Origin of the sequence: Tunturiibacter psychrotolerans (assembly GCF_051013365.1) — a bacterium.
Classification (GTDB): Bacteria; Acidobacteriota; Terriglobia; order Terriglobales; family Acidobacteriaceae; genus Edaphobacter; species Edaphobacter psychrotolerans_A.
In genome coordinates, this window is record NZ_CP132941.1 from 4,007,090 (window position 1) to 4,025,347 (window position 18,258).

15 protein-coding genes are annotated in these 18,258 nt (G+C 55.7%); 7 read left to right on the forward strand and 8 right to left on the reverse strand.

Features of this window, described 5'->3' with window-relative positions; all coding sequences use genetic code 11:
* Nucleotides 1–605 precede the first annotated feature (605 nt).
* The gene (locus RBB76_RS16795; RefSeq protein ID WP_429629664.1) at nt 606–1,595 is read left to right on the forward strand and encodes a HipA family kinase; all 990 of its coding nucleotides are present in this window, start codon (nt 606–608) and stop codon (nt 1,593–1,595) included.
* A 733-nt stretch (nt 1,596–2,328) separates the two neighbouring features.
* On the opposite strand, the gene RBB76_RS16800 is transcribed toward RBB76_RS16795, so the two are convergent.
* A complete protein-coding gene (locus RBB76_RS16800) occupies nt 2,329–2,955 on the reverse strand; it encodes an IS110 family transposase (RefSeq protein WP_429629663.1) in 627 nt (208 codons plus the stop codon).
* A 1,090-nt stretch (nt 2,956–4,045) separates the two neighbouring features.
* Between RBB76_RS16800 and RBB76_RS16805 the strand changes: the two genes are divergently transcribed.
* On the forward strand, nt 4,046–5,200 hold the full coding sequence (locus RBB76_RS16805) for an acyltransferase family protein (protein ID WP_433963442.1): 1,155 nt from the start codon (nt 4,046–4,048) through the stop codon (nt 5,198–5,200).
* Nucleotides 5,201–5,571: 371 nt separating this feature from the next.
* Here RBB76_RS16805 and RBB76_RS16810 read toward each other — a convergent pair whose 3' ends face one another.
* From RBB76_RS16810 to RBB76_RS16825, 4 genes are all read right to left on the reverse strand, one after another.
* Nucleotides 5,572–6,246 (reverse strand): phytanoyl-CoA dioxygenase family protein, encoded by a 675-nt coding sequence (locus tag RBB76_RS16810; protein WP_433963443.1) that lies wholly within the window; start codon nt 6,244–6,246, stop codon nt 5,572–5,574.
* A gap of 207 nt (nt 6,247–6,453) precedes the next feature.
* Nucleotides 6,454–7,359 (reverse strand): polysaccharide deacetylase family protein, encoded by a 906-nt coding sequence (locus tag RBB76_RS16815; RefSeq protein ID WP_433963444.1) that lies wholly within the window; start codon nt 7,357–7,359, stop codon nt 6,454–6,456.
* A 1,094-nt stretch (nt 7,360–8,453) separates the two neighbouring features.
* A complete protein-coding gene (locus RBB76_RS16820; protein WP_429634795.1) occupies nt 8,454–8,612 on the reverse strand; it encodes a transposase in 159 nt (52 codons plus the stop codon).
* On the reverse strand, nt 8,552–9,259 hold the full coding sequence (locus RBB76_RS16825) for an IS110 family transposase (protein ID WP_429634794.1): 708 nt from the start codon (nt 9,257–9,259) through the stop codon (nt 8,552–8,554). Before RBB76_RS16825 ends, RBB76_RS16820 begins: the two co-directional genes overlap by 61 nt.
* A 196-nt stretch (nt 9,260–9,455) precedes the next feature.
* Between RBB76_RS16825 and RBB76_RS16830 the strand changes: the two genes are divergently transcribed.
* The 5 genes from RBB76_RS16830 (at nt 9,456) to RBB76_RS16850 (ending at nt 13,068) form a co-directional block, all read left to right on the forward strand.
* The gene (locus tag RBB76_RS16830; protein ID WP_353070785.1) at nt 9,456–9,812 is read left to right on the forward strand and encodes a PadR family transcriptional regulator; all 357 of its coding nucleotides are present in this window, start codon (nt 9,456–9,458) and stop codon (nt 9,810–9,812) included.
* Nucleotide 9,813: 1 nt separating this feature from the next.
* The gene (locus tag RBB76_RS16835) at nt 9,814–11,286 is read left to right on the forward strand and encodes an ABC transporter permease (protein ID WP_429634793.1); all 1,473 of its coding nucleotides are present in this window, start codon (nt 9,814–9,816) and stop codon (nt 11,284–11,286) included.
* Nucleotides 11,253–12,416, forward strand: a complete 1,164-nt coding sequence (locus RBB76_RS16840) for an FtsX-like permease family protein (protein ID WP_429634792.1) — start codon at nt 11,253–11,255, stop codon at nt 12,414–12,416. Before RBB76_RS16835 ends, RBB76_RS16840 begins: the two co-directional genes overlap by 34 nt.
* A 275-nt stretch (nt 12,417–12,691) precedes the next feature.
* Nucleotides 12,692–12,835, forward strand: coding sequence for a hypothetical protein (locus tag RBB76_RS16845; protein WP_429634791.1), 144 nt, complete (start codon nt 12,692–12,694; stop codon nt 12,833–12,835).
* A 59-nt stretch (nt 12,836–12,894) separates the two neighbouring features.
* Nucleotides 12,895–13,068, forward strand: a complete 174-nt coding sequence (locus tag RBB76_RS16850; protein WP_433963445.1) for an ATP-binding cassette domain-containing protein — start codon at nt 12,895–12,897, stop codon at nt 13,066–13,068.
* A gap of 187 nt (nt 13,069–13,255) precedes the next feature.
* Here the strand turns inward: RBB76_RS16850 and RBB76_RS16855 are convergent, their stop codons facing one another.
* The 3 genes from RBB76_RS16855 to RBB76_RS16865 form a co-directional block, all read right to left on the reverse strand.
* Entirely contained in the window at nt 13,256–13,600 is a 345-nt protein-coding gene (locus RBB76_RS16855) for a site-specific integrase (protein WP_429634789.1), read from the reverse strand.
* Nucleotides 13,601–13,770: 170 nt separating this feature from the next.
* Complete coding sequence (ampH, locus tag RBB76_RS16860) at nt 13,771–14,970, reverse strand: D-alanyl-D-alanine-carboxypeptidase/endopeptidase AmpH (RefSeq protein WP_429634788.1); 1,200 nt, start codon at nt 14,968–14,970, stop codon at nt 13,771–13,773.
* A gap of 57 nt (nt 14,971–15,027) precedes the next feature.
* A complete protein-coding gene (locus tag RBB76_RS16865; protein WP_429634787.1) occupies nt 15,028–18,126 on the reverse strand; it encodes a sensor histidine kinase in 3,099 nt (1,032 codons plus the stop codon).
* Nucleotides 18,127–18,258 lie beyond the last annotated feature (132 nt).

Sequence of the window (18,258 nt, forward strand, 5' to 3'; positions counted from 1 at the left end):
TCCTTCGTGGGTTGAATTCCGGCGTAGACTTTACCGACCACAACATCTCCCCGCGACTTCATCGACGATATCCAAGACTTGCACTTGGCATCGCAGTGTTTGGTTTTGAGGGTCTCGACCTCGATCGTCATGCACCGTTTCAAATTGCTAGTGCTCCACTCCACTCGATACTTGTTTGATGGAGTTATGGCGTGCATCCCAGGCGCAACATCCGGGTGGAATCTTCGACACGAAGACCCAGCCGTGATCAATCTGGTGGCTCGACAGTAGAACACCATCCGAACCATTGGATCCGCCCATGATTGGAGGCTTCCACAATGGCGTGGAACTTTCTATGGGGATGGTACGGTCAAGGTAAGCGAGTTCAGGCGCTTCATCTGGTCCAACATCACTAAGACATCGTGTCACTGGGAGCAAGCGGACTCGCCCGACGAGGTTAAGACCGGGGAGACAAACTGGGTCCTGGACATGACACGAGTAGCAGGAGGCGGTTCCGAACGGTTCACACAAAAGTGTTATCGAACTACGAACTATTCTCAACGTACTACTAGCGAAATCATGGTCGTACCATGTAGCCTCCTAGTCATTCAACTTGGAGGAACGCGTTGAGTTTCGTTGAGTTTGATTCCTTCTATAAGGAAGAGCATCCTTGTTCTACTGTTTATCTCACTGCCAACAAATACATTCGGAAGATGAAAGGTGGTTCTCAATCAATTCTGGTTCAGTGCGACGACAATCGATTCTACGTCGTAAAAATGGCTGGCAATCCGCAGGGGCCTAATGTTGTGGCAAATGAGTTTCTGGGTAGCGTCATCGCGGGCGCAGTTGGACTTCCCGTAGCTGAAAGCATGGTGATCCACCTATCCGATGACTTCATCGATAATGAGCCAGGCATCTGGTTTGAACTCCCCTCAGGAAGAAAGCGTCCGAACGCGGGCTTGCATTTTGGAAGCCTGATTGTCGGACAACCCTCTGGTCCACAACGGCCGTCAGAGTACATCAGTCCCTCGAGAATCAACTCAATTGCGAATCGGGATGCATTCCTGGGGATGTACATCTTAGACGTTTGGGCGAATCATCAAGACAACCGGCAGGCTGTTCTCCTCAAGAGATCCGATGACAATGCTCAGGAGGCTTTCTTCATCGACCACGGTCATATGTTTGGAGGTCCTGATTGGAACTTTCAAGAACGGCTGGGAGCGGCCCTCCATCTCGAATCGTCCGTTTACTCCGAACTCTGGCATGACGAGGTCGTTTCTTCCTGGATTTCCCACTTTCGGACCGTGCTTCCAGATGTCCTCTCTTGGGTCACCTCAATTCTTCCGCCGCGATGGTATAACGGTGACTTGAGAATCCTGATGGAGGGACTAATCCATCGATTATCCGACCTGACCGAACTTGTCCAAAAGGATGCGGCAAGATCTCGACAGTTTGCTTACCCGAACAGTGAAAATGACGCCCTGCGATTATCAGATTCTCGAATACACGAACTCAGAACTCCGGACACACGGAGTGCCTTTTATCGTGATCTTGCGGTTTCATATGCAAAATTCATACGTTCTGACCGGGTATGTTTTGCAAAATTGGGAAGCTAAGATCGAAGTCACTTCGGACGGCGAGTTCGATGATGTCGAAGTTTTTCTGGAAGATCTTCGGCGTCACAGCCTCACCTCGCCATCATCCGATACGCGTTTCTTTGATCGTTTGAATGACCTTAGTGTTGGACCGCTCCGCGCGTTTGTATCTGGCTCTTGCCTCGTAGAAGAGCTGGATACGCTACTTCCGATGTTCTTTGAGGGCCAGGTCGGACGGTCAGGGTGGCAAAGATCCTTCGATGTAGTCGGTGAGGATTGTTTCGATCTGGCACGAAAGCTGGTGCCGGCATTCACTACTAGCGATTTGCCCTCAGACGGATAGAGTTGACGTCACATGATTGGGCCCTGTAGTACATCGGTCGGCCCATTCCTGCCGCTCACTGACCCAGACAATGGCGCAGGCGGCAAAGACGAAGAAGGATACTGTTGACCATAAGAGTAAGACGTTCCGTCCAATGACGTACAGATGTAGACTCAATCCGTCGAAGAGAGAAGGGCAAGCATCGCGGGGGGTGGCAATGCAATCATGACACTGAAGACCGATGAACCGCTTTTCAGAAACTCTCAAGCATCGGCATGGGTGATGCAGAGCTGAGCATCGTGATCTCCGGACTGACTTCGCCGCGGTCGCAAGCCCAGTAGCAGCCCACATCGCGACTTCGACCGAATCGTTCCTTGCTGCTGAGAGTCAGTACGAAGGTTAGGGCGGTGAGATGGCCGACACCATGGACCTTCAGCAGCGCCTGCGTTTCCAGATACTCGATCTGGCCGGGCTGCTGGATTGCCGTTCGTACTGCTTGATCTTCAGCGTCATCTCCGCGATCTGCTGGAGCACCGGGCCGAGCGTCTGTGCCAATCCAGGCGGCGTAACAGCGAGGCTGCGCTGAGCGAAGCAGGGTCTGGCCGATGCGGGCATACGATAGCCGCAGGACTCTGTCAGACCACGAACGGCATTCACCGCAGCGGTACGCCGTCGCACAAGCAGAGCTCGCACACGAACCAGAGTTAGAGCCTCTTGCTGCTGGACGGTGCGATTGGCGATCGGCCGGAGGATATTCGGATCGAGCCGCGCATATCTTGCCAGCTTCTCAGCATGGACCTCGTCGCTCTTCCGATCGCTGTGCGAGATGGCTCGCAACTCGCGGACGTTCGCCACGCTGACTTCGTGCCCTAGTTCCTGCAACTGTTCGCTGATCCGCGCTGGAGGCACGTCGGTGGTGCAGCCGAACCGGCGCAGATGCTTCTGCGGCTTGTGCTTCTGGTCCAGAAGAATACATACCGCTACAGACCATCGATACCGCAGCATCTTTCGTAGAGCACTTCCATAACCGCCTCCTCTGCCGTTCTCCCGAGGATGCATAGTGCGAGAGTCTCCCTCGCGTGCTCTTCCATAAAGAAGCCTACAGTCCGTTCCTGAACGCATCCAGGGTCAAACTCATCAGCGGGTTCCAAGCGCCAATGCAGGTTACGACCTCATGCAGGCACGACCACAACAGCCTAATCCTATTTTCATCCGTCGTTGTGACCGAAGGTCATGAACAACTCATCCCATTTCTCGGTACCAATTTTGCATTTTCGGCCACGCGTCGGTAACAAAATACTTGACTGACTAAGGGGATTTACGGGCAGATTCGATACGATGGCGAGGTAGTCAGGCTAGGCAAAATCACCACCACGGCTCCCATTCAAAAGGGATTGGTGCAAGAATTGGCATCGCTTTCAGGTCAACCCGAGTGTACCTGTGAATATTGCCGCAACCAATGCAGCCAAAATCCCACCAGTCCGGCCCCTCTATCGGGAGAGTGAAAACCGCGTCTCTTCCAGTAAATGGGCCGATTCGATGAGCAAGGTTAAAGGTGTTACATCCCGACGTCTTGCAAACACATCCCCAGTAAACATCCATAGGCGTCAATTGTATCGCGCTAGGCTTTGGCGGAGGGGTCTATTGCCTTCCGTGGGGCTCCTGACCCGTTTTGGGATATGCAGCCCAGGTCGCAATCCGTCATGAACCTAAAATTCGATTGTCGCGCACGAGATTGGCCCGCTCCGTCAAAGACGTGCCGAGAACTAGCTTCGATAGGTGCACTCAATTGTTGATAAATCGCCGAGTCACTCAGTGAGCGTGGCTGTAGCCTCAATGAGTGCTTCGGCCTGATGTCGCCAACTGAGATTCGAGGGTGCCTAATAAAGATGGTGCATAAGTAAACGCGTCCTGGATCCGGGGCTTACATCCGCAGGAGTGCGTTCATCGACTCGAATCCGCTCTCCTGAGATGCGACGCTGAATCGCGTTCTCCGCGAGACTCTTATCACGGCTGGACCATCATCCACTGATGCCATTTTGAAAGGGACAGTGCGCCTCCGCTAATCCCAACGCGGTAGCGTGTTCTACTAGAACTTGCTACCTATACCGCCGGTTATCCGGCGTTTCAACAAATCCCGGACGGCCCTATGGAAACTGCTTTCGCTGCAACTTCTACCACCGCAATCGCGCCCACCAAGAACCACTACGTCATACTTGATGGTCTCCGTGGCGTCGCTTCGCTGATGGTCTTGGCGTTCCACCTCTTCGAGCCGTTCTCGAATGAGAATCCGGTCAAGCAGATCATCAACCATGGATACCTCGCGGTTGATTTCTTCTTCATGCTCTCCGGCTTTGTTATCGCCTATGCGTACGACGATCGTTGGACGCGCATGACGCAGTGGGAGTTCTACAAGCGTCGGCTCATCCGCCTGCAACCGATGGTCATCATGGGAAGCCTTATTGGTGCGGCGCTCTTTTATTTCCAGAAGGGTCCAGTTTTTCCCCTGATCGCTGTCACCCCCGTGTGGAAGATGATGCTGGTTATGGTCGTGGGTTGCACCCTGCTTCCTCTCCCCATCTCCATGGACATCCGGGGCTGGCAGGAGATGCATCCGCTCGATGGGCCGGCCTGGTCGCTCTTTTTCGAGTACATCGCCAACATCCTCTACGCGCTTGGCCTGCGCAAGCTCTCAAAGAGGGCCCTTAGCGTATTCGTCTTTTTGGCAGCAATTCTTCTCGTTCAGCTCGCAGTCTTTGGGCATCGCGGAGACCTCATTGGTGGCTGGGCTCTTAATACAAAGGAGCTGCACGTCGGCTTCGCACGGCTTCTGTTCCCGTTTTTCGCAGGGATTCTGCTCTGCCGGCTCGGAGCGCGCATCCAGCTTAAGGGTGCATTTGGCATCTCCAGTCTGCTCCTGGTTGTTGCACTGTCGCTTCCGCGGTTCGGAGGCACGCAGCACCACTGGATGAATGGCCTTTACGAAGCGTTCTGCATCATCGTTATCTTCCCGATCATTGTGGCCATCGGTGCCGGTGAGAAGCGTGTTGACGGTCCATCGATCCGAGTGGCGCGGTTTTTTGGAGACTTGTCCTATCCGCTCTACATCACGCACTATCCTTTGATCTACATCTACACTGCGTGGGTAGTAATCGATAAGCCGACGTTAGCTCAGGGCTTTCTTCCAGCGCTTCTGGTCGCGATCGCGGCCATCGCGATTGCGTATGCAAGCCTGAAACTTTACGACGAGCCTCTACGGAGATGGTTGAGCAAGAGGTTCCTTGCAAAGCAAGGCCGGGTCTAACCGCTGCCGCTCGATTCCCGCAGCAGGATCGAGCTTGGAAAGTCGTATGACGTCCGATTAGCCGTGAAAAACGCGCTTGTGGAAGCAATCGCTGCTCGGCGAATCTCAGTTGTTGCTAAATCGCCAATGCACTCATTGAGCTCCTACGAGCTCGGCACTTCCGCGTTGCTCCCGAGTCACGGGTTATGGGGAAGTTACTCTCCTCCTTGATCGGCAAGTTGCTAACTCCCTGTTTGCCGACCATCCGGGAGTTAAGCGACGAGAAGGGCGTTTAGCAGGATTAATCCCAGTGGAAGACGGAGGAACGCCAGCCTAATTCTTCGCGGCGTTAGCACCTAAGATGTTGGCGACTGGCCAACGCGAACGCATGCCTAGTCTCGGAAGGACAGGAGGTATCGCGCCAATTGGCTCATGCGGTTGCGAGTGGACGGCAGCAGGCAATTTGCGAAGTTGGAACCGGATTGTGCGCTCCGGCGCACAAAGTATCCTTGCACTGAGCGGCGTGGATGTGTCGTCAAGTTAGCCGTGTGTCCGTGCCAGATGGACGCATTGAATACGATGAGTGTCCCCGCCTCGCCATTAGCCAGAACTTCGCCCGGCCAAGTGTCCCGTCTATCGGTCATTCGGTCGCGTGGAACATCCGGCCATCTGTGGGATCCGGGAACGAACCGCGTTGCGCCATTCTCACGTCGAAAACTATCAAGCATCAAGATAAAGCCGACGAGCAGCGCATCCTCCAACTCACGAGGTAAGTCCGAGTGAAGTTCCTGCGCCGGTGTTCCCGGACGCAGGGTGCGCGCCAACAGGGAGCTGAGCTTGAAGGGCTCGCCGACCAAACGAGCGGAGGCCTCAAGGAGGGGCGAGTAGAGAAAGATGTCGTCGAACCTCGAGCTGTAGTTGAGCAGACCGGATAGTCGGTTCGTGGTGCTTCCTTCGTTAAAGTCCGGCCCCGGCGATGATGCCATCACCTCGTCATAGTCAGCGACCAACTCCTGAAATCGCATTCTGGAATAAGGTCCGGGTATGGTGGCAAACCCTGAATCCATGAGTTGTGCAACCGTCTCGCTCAGTAATGCGTTTCCGGATTGGAATTGTTGGAAGCGAGTGTCCACCGCAGCAGCGTAACAGACTTGAGTGTGCGACAGAGGAACCGATTTGATGGACTAGTTCACTCTGCGGCACGGCACCTAAGCGCCCAGTCCGCGCGCCGGACTGCTCTTAAAGAGTAACTTCCCCAATGCGAATTATCTTACTTAGCGGCAGAGAGCCTGCAAGAGAGCAAAAGGTTTAGGTTCATGGTGAGGACGTGGGATGCCGCGCTTGAAAGCCAGCTGCTCTGTGAGGGTGTCGCCATACTTGTAGGCGATGTCTGAATCTACAGCGTAGACGGGATCAGCGGTGGCTTGTGGGAGACTAACAAAGGTGAAACCTCGGGAGCGGTACAGAGCGAGAAGCTCCGGGAGCATGTGAGCATCGAAGGCACCGACGTGCATCAGCAAGATCAGGGGAATATCACGGCCATAGACAGTCTTCGACATGGCGCGATAGTAGGTGATGAACTCGTCAGCAGTCGAGAGGTACGTGTCGTGGAGCTGTTGGAGCGCTGCCGTGTCGTTTTTGGCGAAACAACGGGCATAAGGTTCATTCCACGCATAGTCTTCGAAATCCATAGTGACTTCAGCCACACGATAGTGGTTGGCTTTGAGCCAGGTGCGAACTTCGCGGTGCTTCTCCAAAGTGTTGCCTTCATTCAAGTAGGGATACCGAAACCAGTGCCAGTCGTCAGAGGGCGCAGGCATGAGAGTGCGGAGAAGCGGCTGGTTGGCTTCGATGTCGGCGATGAACTGCGCGGAAGAGGTTTCGTTGAAATTCGGATGAGACCATGTGTGATTTGCGAGCGGCTGACCGGCGGCCCGCCACGCGCGAAGGACATCAAGGGTCTCAGGAACTTCTTCTGTTCGAACACCATTGATGAAGCCATACACGGGTGGCATGTTCTGGTGCTTCAAAGTGTCAAGGATCGATTGAGCGATCTGAAGGCGAGAGATCGAGGCTGGCTTGACACCATGAGCCGGTAGGTCATCAAAAGTGATCGCAAGCTGTTGAGCAAGAGCATGTAACGGTGTGAGAGAAAGAAACAAGCACAGTGTTTTGAGCATCCGGAGTCCATCATAAGTTTATATGGCAACTGTGAAGCCGTGGCGGGCATGTGCTCTGACTGACACCAGAGACCCATAAAGTAACGTTCGATGTAGAGGCTAGCGGACGGGATTTTATCTAAGGATTTCGTGGAAATGGTTGGTCGGCAGCGATTCAGCGCTCGGTTCCTCACGGACGAAACAGGCATTCCCTGGACTGGCTCTCAGCGCGGACACCATACGACGAGGTCGTGGATGCAAGTAATGTAAACCCGCTCTCGGAAGGAGCGGCTCTCGATTGTCGATGCACTCATCGAGAAAGGAACCGGACTGTGACTTCTATAACCCTTCAATTAACAGTGGGCTAAAGGCAGCCGGAGCGATTGCATTTTGTTAGATTTACGCGGAGCCGAATGCGCTATTTGGAGTGCGTTCGGCTTCAATTGTTCCTAGATTTGTTCCGAAGTTTTCAAGCGACTAATTAGCTCACACGACGAAACCGTAACCGAGTCGCACAAAATGCTGCGCGCTCAGAACGGTTTCCGAAGTTGGAATCTTGCGTTACTGCCCCACGGCATTTCAGCCGTCTCGCATGTGAACGCTTCGCCTTGTGACACAAGTAGTACATGGACCGAGGGCATTCAGGCCTAATCTGACGTCAATGAGAGCAACGACCTCAAGTGCGGAGATTTGGCACCCGAAAGAGGCGATACTGTTTGGTCTTACGATAATCACCTCCGCTGCTCATTTTGTCGATAACGCCCGTCGCCTCGATCTTTACCCTGGGCCAGTGTGGCTCACACGCAATCTGGTATTGACGTCATGGGTCGCCGTGCTCCTCGCAGCTTGCCTGGTGTATTGGAAAAGTACTCGGACAGCGCTCGTTGCATACGGAGTGTTAGGGTTCGGCGGGCTCGCCCACTATGTCATACCACACGCAAGTAGTATGCCCGCGCGCTGCGCGGTAACGATTGGCGCAGAAGCTGTTTCGTCAGCGCTCTTGATTGCTCACGCGTTGCTCCGGCCTTGGCTTCATCCCAATGAGTCGTCTCGTAGCTAGAGTGTTCGAAGAGTTGACGGGATCGAACCGGAGACGTCAGCCTTTTCAGGGCCGCCTAGCCACTGGAATCCTCGCTCGGTATAACCCCGCAGTAACCCATCAGTTGGCGAGCACTCTCAAAGCGAGATACCTGACCTAACTCGCTCGCAATGGTCACAGCCGAGATATCTGCAATACCGCGCAGTGCTTGTAAATCGTTAATGACTTGTTGCATCGCCGGCGATGCCAGCTCACCGCTTCCATGATGGCTTGCTCAAGGCGCGCGACTCGCTCCCGCATGTGCTCGACCTCGTGGAGATAATCCTGGCGCGTGGACTCTTGAGCTATCTGTGTGAAACGTAGCTGCGCGACCCTGATCAGATAGGGTCGTGTCCACGGCCTGACTCCGGTCGATGGGCGCTGACCGGAACGCAGAAGGAACTTGCTCAAGCGATGCCGCGCTCGCGTCTGATCCTGCTTAGCTGCTTCGCGGGCACGTACCAGATCGCGCAGCGCTTCGGAACCCCCATCCGGAACCCACACCGCAGTAAGATCACCGGATCGATAGCAACGTGCCAGCTTCTCTGCATCCCGTCTATCCGTCTTGACTCGATCACCAGCCTTGACCGGTACCAGCGTGGGTGCCACAACTTCGCACTCGACGCCTAGCTCCGCAAGCTGCCAGTACACGACGTAGCCCGTCGGTCCGGCTTCGTAACATGCTCTCAGCTTGTCTGCTGGACCAAGCTTCTTGATCAACTTGCGAATCGACTCCGCGCGGTTCGGAATCGTTCCCAGGCTCCGCACTTCACCTTCCGGCTCCGCGACCGCGATCGTCTCAGCATGGACATCCAAACCTGAAAATCGTAACTTCTCCTTCATGACCGGCTCCCTTCCGCTTGTGGCTCTGGACTGTGCGTCCTTCGGACGCTCACAGCCTAACCCACGGTCGGCGCATCGGCGCCGGTCACTCCATACTGACTGTTGCCATCATTCCAGAATTGAATTGAGCTTGTAGTTTTGACAATTGATGGTAGACGAACTACCATCGCATTCCATCGAGGGTCGAACGTCTTCTATGGTAGGACTGACACCGCAACGGTCGAATCTGCTCCAAGGCACGCTGGACATGCTTATCCTGCGGACGCTCCTTTACGGTCCTGCTCACGGACATCAAATCGGCAAGCACATTCAGCGCACCACTAACGACTTTTTACAAATGCAGCATGGCTCTCTCTATCCCGCGTTGCATCGCCTTGAGAAGCGCGGATGGGTGGTTTCCAAATGGGAAACTGCCCCGGACCGCAATCGGGAGTTCAAGTACTACCGGCTCACGGAAAAGGGCAAGAAGCAGTTGGTGGTCGAAGAGTCCCAGTGGAAGCAAATGGCCGAAGCTGTAGCGAGCGTGATGTGGCCAACTGCCGAGGAGAGCTGATATGCATTGGTGGCAGATCAGAAAGCGCGGTGCCGATCTCGAGCGCGAGTTGCGCTACGACCTGGAGCTCGAAGAAGAAGAGCAACGTGAGAAAGGCTTGTCGGCAGAAGAAGCGCGTTATGCGGCCCGCCGCGCATTCGGCAACCCCACGCTGATCCGGGAACAGACACACGAGGCGTGGGGGACGGCACAGTTTGAGCGTTTTTGGCAGGACGTTCACTACTCGCTGCGGCAGATGAGGCGTTCGCCGGGGTTCACGCTCGTCGTGGTGTTGACGATGGCACTGGGGATTGCGGCGACGACAACGATGTTCACGGTGGTGTATTCGACGCTGCTCAGGAGCTTGCCCTATCCACAGTCGGAGAGAATTGTCGCGATTCACGACACACGGATTGCCGGGCGGTCGGCTGGAGGGCTGATGACGGGGCCGCGATTCTATGACATTGAAGCGCGAAACCGGAGCTTCTCCAGTCTGGCCATCTTTTACTTCGACGAGAGCACCCTCATTGCGGGAAAGAAGTTGCCTATCTATATGAAGGGAGCGGGGGCGAATGCCGGATTCTGGGATGTCTTCGACACAGCGCCGATGCTAGGGCGGGTATTCAATGCAAGAGACGACGTGCCCCATGCCCCGCAGACCGTGGTGTTGAGTTATCCGGGATGGCAGCGGCTTTTCGGAGGCGATCCGAACGTAATCGGAGAACAGGTGAAGCTGGATCAGCAGACGGCGACGATTGTGGGCGTGATGCCGCAGGGTTTTTCTGCGCCGGGAGGCGTGGACCTCTGGCAAGCGGCGCAGTTTACTCCGAATAAATGGGGCAATGATCGGGGCGACGGACAGCGGGACACCAATGTATTTGGGAGGTTGCGGTTGGGCGTAACCCTGGCGCAGGCTCAGGCCGATCTGGATCGGATCGGGGAGCAACTCAGGAGAGAGTATCCGTCGAGCGACGGCGCGTGGCAGTTCACGAGCGAGACACTGCGCGAGGACCGGTACGGTCAGGTACAGTCGGCACTGGTGGTCTTGCTGATCGCGTCGGCGCTACTGCTGCTGATCGCTTGCATCAATGTGGCCAACCTGCTCTTGTCTCGGGCGACAACTCGGCAGCGAGAGGTCGCTCTGCGGCGGGCGCTGGGTGCCTCGGGACGGCGCGTGGCTTTTCAGTTTTTTGTGGAGAGTGTGCTCCTTGCGTTGGCAGGCGGCGTTACGGGAATCCTCCTGGCATTCGTGCTGACTCGCACCGCCGCTACCAGCCTACCGGGAATTCTGGGGCGGCCGGGCACGATTCACATGGACGGGATTGTTATTGGGGTCGCTCTGCTGATCTCGGTGGCAACTGGAATCGTGTTCGGAGTGGTTCCGGTGCTGGAGACACGGAAGGTGCAGCTGCATTCGGCGCTCAAGCAGGGTGAGACACGCCTCGGAGGGTCATCGGGCAATTGGTTGCGCAGCGTCCTGGTGGGGTGCAGGTAGGTCTGTCTCTCGTGCTGCTGGTGGGTGCGTCGCTGCTGGCGGAGTCGCTGTGGAACTTGATGAAGCAGCCACTGGGATTTGAGCCAGAACACCTGCTCACGGTTCGGGTGGTGTTGCCGTGGGACACGAGACCGGAAGCGGTACGCAATTTCTACAACGACGTGCAACAACGAATTGAAAATCTCCCTGGAGTAGAGGCTGCGGGACAGATCAGTTCGCCGCCGATGACCGACTTTCATGTGCGCGGCAGCTTCAACGCGGACTGGCTGCCGCAAGTTGCCAATCAGCCGGCAATCAGCGCGGAAATCCGGAATATCGCCGGGAATCTGCTGGCGGCGATCGGGACACCACTGCTGGCAGGGAGAGCGTTTGCCGAAGCGGATCAGGTCTCGACAGTGCCACCGGTACTGGTGAACGAGGCCTTGGTGCGGGAGTTTCTGCCGACGGGAAATCCAATCGGACATCACCTGCTCCTGGATGGACAGGCGCACGAGATCGTGGGGGTGGTTGCCGATGTGCGAGGGGTATCAGGAGCGATCGCGGCGGAGCCTGGACCGGCTGTTTACTGGCCTGCGAACGCCAATGGCGGTTGGCATCGCTACTTTCTGGTGCGGACGAAGGTGCCGCCGGAACAAGCCGCAAAGTCGATCCGCGAGCAGATACACCAGTCAGACCCGTGGCTGGCGGTAGGAGAGATAGGGACGATGGATCAGCTACTAGGCGATGCTGTGGCGCAACCACGGCTGAACGCAGCGGTATTTACGTCGTTTGCCGGGGTCGCATTGCTACTGGCCTGCATTGGAATTTATGGAGTCGTCTCGTATCTTGCTGCGCAGCGCACGCAGGAGATTGGCGTCCGGATGGCACTCGGAGCGACACGGGGTGACATCACACGTTTTTTCGTGCGGCGGGCGATGGTCCCGGCAGCGATAGGCCTGGCGACCGGTACTGTGGTTTCGCTGGTAGCGAACAGGCTGTTACGCAGTCAGTTGTACGGGGTGCAACCGGATGATCTGCGGCTTTACCTTGCATCGCTGCTGGTTCTGCTGGCGCCCCTGCTTGCGGCTACCCTCATGCCGGCGATACGCGCAGGGAAGAGAGAGCCAATGGAAGCGCTGAGAACGGAGTGAATAGAGGACCATTGCAAGAAGGATCGAAAACGGTGGTTCGCTCACATCCTTAACCTGACGACGAGACAGCGCCACGATGTGAGATTCCGCGACGAGATGCTGCAACTAGCAATCCAACTTTGATCGGCGGAACGATTCCCTCGACGATCTTGCCTGTCGCCGTTGCGGCCAATACCGGCATGACGAACCCTTCTGGTCGATTCCCTCCAGACTGAGTGCAGAGAGAATGAAAGCCGGCCGCACGCGCGGCTGCTGGATATAAAAACGTGGAGCCCGTGGGCCTCAGGCTCCGCGAGAATCTGCCGCTGGTGGCGAGTACGCAGCAGGCTTCTTTGCCGTCTTTGCCTCAGGCTTGTGGGCGGGCTTTGACCCTCGCGGTGATGGCGTACCATCGCGGTAAGCCGCTGGGCGAGAAATAGCAGGTCGCGCTTCATGAGCCAGACGGGAGCCGCATCGGCGATTAGTGGGGAACAACAGAGTGATTGACTGCAAAGCCGCGACGAAGAACTATACCTCTAAACCCGTTCTCCGAGGCATACACCTCGTTGTAGAACCTGGCATTTGTGCCTTGTTAGGGGCCAACGGTGCCGGCAAGTCCACGCTGGTACGCCTGCTCTCAGGATTAGAGGAGCCAGACAGTGGGAGGGACTGATGGATAGTCCAACAGGAGAGACGCTCCACACGAACATCAGATCTTATGAGGCGAACAAGCGAGGCTGAAAGCGGAAATAGCCAAATTGGAATGCAATCCAAAGATGGCGGGGGAAATTGCAATCCGTAGAAGTCAACAGAAAATGCTGCAAGATAACATCGACAGCCTCGTTGTTGAGCTTCGCAAGTTAACTGAGGGGTGAATCAGCAATAAGAAAAGCGATCCCTAAAAGAGGATCCCCCTTTCCTATCTTCGGGAACGGCAGCGCATCGGGCAGGTAAGGCCGCCGCAGCGTCTTGACAAACAGGAACCGCAGCGCCGCCGTCTGCCCCGCGATGGTCCGCGCCGAAAGCTTGCGGTCGCGAAACAGATGGACCTGGTACTCGCGGACGTGCTCGGGTCCAAGCTGTTCGGGTGAACGACAGAAGTGCCGGGCAAACTCCTCGACCGCGTGAAGGTAAGACCGCACGGTGTTCGGAGAGTAGTTGCGGCGCTCGAGCTCGTCTAGCATCAACTGACGAAGATGGGTCACAGGGGAATCCTCCTTGTGACCCAAACGCTAAACCCAGCCTCCGCCAGCCCCGCCACCAATGCAGCATCCGCCGCGCCAGCGGCTTAGTTCAAACGCCCTTCTAGTCACCTGTGGCTACTATCGAGAAGCCGAGTTATTATCACCGCTCGGTAGGTACCATCTCGCTTTGTCTAAGGACGTCGCGATCTGTGTTTCCGCTTGATTGCGGGTTTGGGAGTTGGCGGTGGGAGCGGTGGCAGACCGGCTACAGCGAGCAGAAGCTTGTTCGCTCCATTGAAGAGATTCAGGTGGGTATCGAGGGGGCCGTCGGTGGCGGCGAGAAAGATAGCGGTGTGGCGAGAGTGGTTGATGGCTATGTAGGTGGAAAACCCCGCTCCCCCACCTGTCTTTTCGATGATGTGTGATTCATCTGTGATCGGCAGGAGGTGAATCCAGCCGAGACCTACACCGGTCGGTTCGCCTGCGTGGTCGAGCCCCTTTTGGCTGACGAGCTTCGAAGGGATGATGTAGATCTCCTGCGCCGCAGGATTCTGCGCGGCGTGGGTAGAACCACCTGTGCCGAGCAGGTACCTTAGCCAGATCTCCATATCGCCAGCCGTGGAGTAGAGGCCCGAACTTCCGGCAGTTTCTTCAGTGGACGTGCAGGGGCCTTCGTCATTGGTGCCGATGAGCAGATGGCTGCATTGCGCAGCGCTGGGGAAGAACGTCGTGTTTCGCATGTGGAGGGGAGTGAGAGTGCGCTCCGCAAGAAGAGCTGCATACTGCCTGTCTGCGGCGGACTGAAGAGCGTCGCCGAGAAGGTCGAAGGCAACGTTCGAGTAGACGGCAGTCGTACCTGGAGCGCTGCGGAGGCGTTGATTTGGCAGCCAACGCCAGCGAGTGCCGTAGTCGGGAAAGGTGAAATGCGGTGTGCCGCGAGGAGGGTTGCCGAGTTCACGCGGGAGACCGGATGTGTGCGTCGCGAGATCCGCGAGAGTGATGGATTGGCCACGTTTGGGCACAATCGTACGACGCGGAGCAAACCGTTGAAGGGGATCGTTGAGCCGCACAGTCCTGTCCATAACGAGCTTCGTGAGGACATCGGTAGTAAAGATCTTTGTAAGCGAGCAGAGCCGCAGCAGAGAGTCCTCAGTGGGAGGCTTTTGTGAGTTGGGCGCGGCCTCGCCGTATCCGCGGAAAAAGATTTGGCTATCTCTCACGACAACAAGAACCATTCCGGTGGACCCAGACTGGACAAAGAGATCTTCTCCCAGAGCCCCGGCGGACTCAATGTCAGGGAGCGATGGCAATGGCGCTTGTGCGAAGACCGGTTTGAAGCTCAGCAAAAAGAGAAAGGTAAATAGTATGCGTAACCGTTGAGTGTGGCTCATTATGTCGTCAGATCGCACCTCACAAAACCTTGAGATCTATTGTTGGCTTTTTGAGGTCTACGATCGCAACAGAGGCAGACATTTAAAGAGGACGCGCATTATTGGAGACCTAACTCCGTAGGCTCGATTCGCCGGTAGCGTGATTATAATCCGGGTCCCATTCGCAGGTGAGCTCAAACATTCGAATTTGGCGCCTATCCTCTCTGCCCGCTCTTTCATTCCCACAAGTCCCCAGTGGCCTGGTCTTCCACCAGCGTTGAAAAGCATGGGATCTATCCCTAGACCGTCGTCTGCGCACGAGACAACAAACTCTTTCTTACCATAGCTGATCGCCACTTCAATATACGAAGGATCAGCATGCTGAAAGGCATTCGTAATGGCTTCGCGTTCGATGCAGAATACTTCTTCGAGAACGATCGGATCGACGACAAGTACTGGTCCCTCGGTTAGAACATCAAATCTAACTTTGCTATAGGGCGTGAAGTGCCTGCCGACGCCGTCGAGGGCTTCAGCTAGGGTGAGGTCCTTGAGTCTGTCGGATCTGAGACTTCTAACCCTATTCCTTCCTTCCAACAAAATCGTGTCTGCCGATTTGAGGGCATCCTCCAGCATGCTGCGGGCGCGTCCCCCCTCTGGAACCTCCTGTGACGCGACATCAAAGCGAAGCATAAGTCCCTGTACCCCCTGCAGGAGGGTATCGTGCAGATCGCGTGCAATCCTTACACGTTCGTCAGCGCGTTCCTCCGCCCTAATTCGCGCCGTTTCGGTTACGCGCTGGATTCGCAACATGAGGACGAGCCAAACCGCGGCGACTGCGAGAGCGAAACACATCAGGGCAAACCATGCCGTCTGGTAAAAAGCTGGCAACACTTGAAAGCGAGTACTGGAGGGCTGACTCCAAACTCCTTCCCCGTTCGAGGCGAGCACGTCAAATACGTAGTGCCCAGGACGTAGTTTCGTGTAAACAGCCTCAGTTCTAGATCCAACTTCCTGCCACGTAGTGTCACTTCCTTCGAGCCGATAGCGATAGGTAACACGCTCTGGGGCAGGTAAATTGATCCCCGCGTATTTAATGACTAATGTGTTCACCCCAGGTCGGATCCGGCGGTAATCAGGAAGGGCCGCCCCATCGGCAGAGACAGACGAAATGGTCAACACGGGAGCAATTAAATTCTGGGGCAGCCGCTTTGGATCTACATAGAATGCGGTGCTTGAGTTCGCGAACCAGATCGTTCCCCTGGCCCCCCGGACTGCTGATGGCAGAGCATAGCTGAGAGGTGCTGGTCCAATAACAGAACCTTCTGTGATAAGTTGCGACTTCATCCGGTAGGCCGAAGAGTCGAGAGCTTTGAGGAATTCGGCTTGCGGTATTCTCGCCACGCCGTAGGCGACGTTCAGCCATAAATCGCCGTTGTCCGCTTCAACTAGACCTGAAATTCCGCGCACGTGAAGCTCGTCTTCCAGAGGTAAATGATCAAATCTATTTCCGCGCTGCACTGCTATACCATTCATGCCGCCGACAAGAAATCCGTGACTCGTTACAGCAAAAGCTGTGACGTCGCCGAGAGTCGGACATTGGAAGTCGTGTCCAGAATTATCTTCGAGCACAGCGATCGTGCCATTGCCATAGCCAGCCCAGAGCCTTCCTGACCGATCCTGGAAGATGACGTTCCTTCCTTCCTTCTGAATGCTCGGAACGGTGACTGAGGACCATATTCCACCCTGCCATCGCCATAGATCTGAGGCATTGCGAAAGGTAACAAAAATTGAACCATCACTTGCTTCTATGACTTGTTTTGCCGAGGATGGCCGCATTCCTTCCGGAAGTGGGATGTGAGTAGTCGATTTACGATCAAACCGTCCGATGCCATGATCATCGGTGAACCAGATGACGTTACTCGGGCCGCAGTAGATGGAATTGATCTCATATGTCTTATCTATGCGGGTGGTTGTCCGTCCGTCGCGGATCGAAACCAGTGGCGCAAGAGGCACCGCTATCCATACCTCGCCATCTGAACAACTCGTGACCATCATGCGCCGGTCCGATACTGGAACGTTTTCGGGATGAATTAGCTTAGGCGGTTCGAATCGATCCAGGCCGCGCATTGTTCCTACCCAAATATCTCCTGAGGCATCTTTAAATATTGCGGTAGCGCTGTCTGTACTCAGTCCCTGATCATGCCCGAACCACTTGAACTGCTTGTCCTGATCCACCGCGTTGGGAATCGGAGTTTTCGCAATCTCACGCGGGCTGACCTTCAAGAGACCATACACCGATGCTATCCAAAGCTGGCCCTCCGGATCGAAAAGGAGCGTATCCGATAGCACGTGCAGGCGCATCGGGTCCGGGGACCGATGACCCTCCACGTTGAGGCGTCTTACGGTTGGGATGGGTGCCCCCGCGCCTTCTTCGCCACCAACCCAAAGACTGCCATCTGGCGACTCCGCGAACTGTATCAGTTCCCCGCCGACCTCTTTTGTCGCTTCAAACTTATCCTGGTCGGATTCTCGTCGGTAAATCCATTTGTTAGTTCCCACCCATTGTGTTCCTGCTTTATCGAAGAACATCTTATAGACGCGTTCAGATGAGAACGGTTCGCTCGGTGACTCTCGTTGCCACCGCTCTCCGCGTAGTTGCCAAAGGTGTAGACCGGCTATGGCCCACATCGTTCCATCATTTGCTTGAAGCAGCTGGTAGGTTGTATCTGGCGGAAGGCCATCTTGGACTCCGTAGAGCTTGACATGGCCATTCCTGATTGCAGCTACCCCGGCAGGTCTGAATCCTACCCACACCGCCCCGTCCTGAGCCACGCAAAGCGATCTGATCGAGATTCGCGGCAACGGAGGTTCTCCCTGAGCAGGTTGAAAGAGAGAGAAGGTGGTGCCGTCGAACCGGTAGAGGCCACTGCCGCTACCAATCCAGAGGATTCCGTCCGCCGTCTGTCCGAGCCCAGCAATCTCTGAAGGAGCGCCATCCCGGGCTGTCCACGACATGTGATTGAGCTGAATCAGCTTCAGAGCATCCTGCGCATTTAGCCCATGCACCCCGACAAAGAGGATCAGCACGTAGGCGAATCTGCAGGACCAAGGCGGACGTAAAGCCTTCAGGAAGATGATCAATTCGCTCTCCTCACCCTTCGCTCTTCCCTCAGTCATGACGGTATTGCCCACATAATAAATCTTGACTCGCTATTGCTATGGGTGCTCGAGCGTTCTAACGTGTTTTTGTGCTCCGAGACGTCGAGCCCATTGCCCCCCCCGCGATCTTTGTCTTACTGATTTGTCACC

Bases quoted from the DNA above. Each gene is read 5' to 3' on its own strand.
- RBB76_RS16800 (WP_429629663.1), bottom strand. From the start codon at position 2,955: ATGCATCCTCGGGAGAACGGCAGAGGAGGCGGTTATGGAAGTGCTCTA.
- RBB76_RS16805 (WP_433963442.1), top strand. From the start codon at position 4,046: ATGGAAACTGCTTTCGCTGCAACTTCTACCACCGCAATCGCGCCCACC.
- RBB76_RS16810 (WP_433963443.1), bottom strand. From the start codon at position 6,246: ATGGATTCAGGGTTTGCCACCATACCCGGACCTTATTCCAGAATGCGA.
- RBB76_RS16815 (WP_433963444.1), bottom strand. From the start codon at position 7,359: ATGCTCAAAACACTGTGCTTGTTTCTTTCTCTCACACCGTTACATGCT.
- RBB76_RS16820 (WP_429634795.1), bottom strand. From the start codon at position 8,612: ATGCAACAAGTCATTAACGATTTACAAGCACTGCGCGGTATTGCAGAT.
- RBB76_RS16825 (WP_429634794.1), bottom strand. From the start codon at position 9,259: ATGAAGGAGAAGTTACGATTTTCAGGTTTGGATGTCCATGCTGAGACG.
- RBB76_RS16830 (WP_353070785.1), top strand. From the start codon at position 9,456: ATGGTAGGACTGACACCGCAACGGTCGAATCTGCTCCAAGGCACGCTG.
- RBB76_RS16835 (WP_429634793.1), top strand. From the start codon at position 9,814: ATGCATTGGTGGCAGATCAGAAAGCGCGGTGCCGATCTCGAGCGCGAG.
- ampH (WP_429634788.1), bottom strand. From the start codon at position 14,970: ATGAGCCACACTCAACGGTTACGCATACTATTTACCTTTCTCTTTTTG.
- RBB76_RS16865 (WP_429634787.1), bottom strand. From the start codon at position 18,126: ATGACTGAGGGAAGAGCGAAGGGTGAGGAGAGCGAATTGATCATCTTC.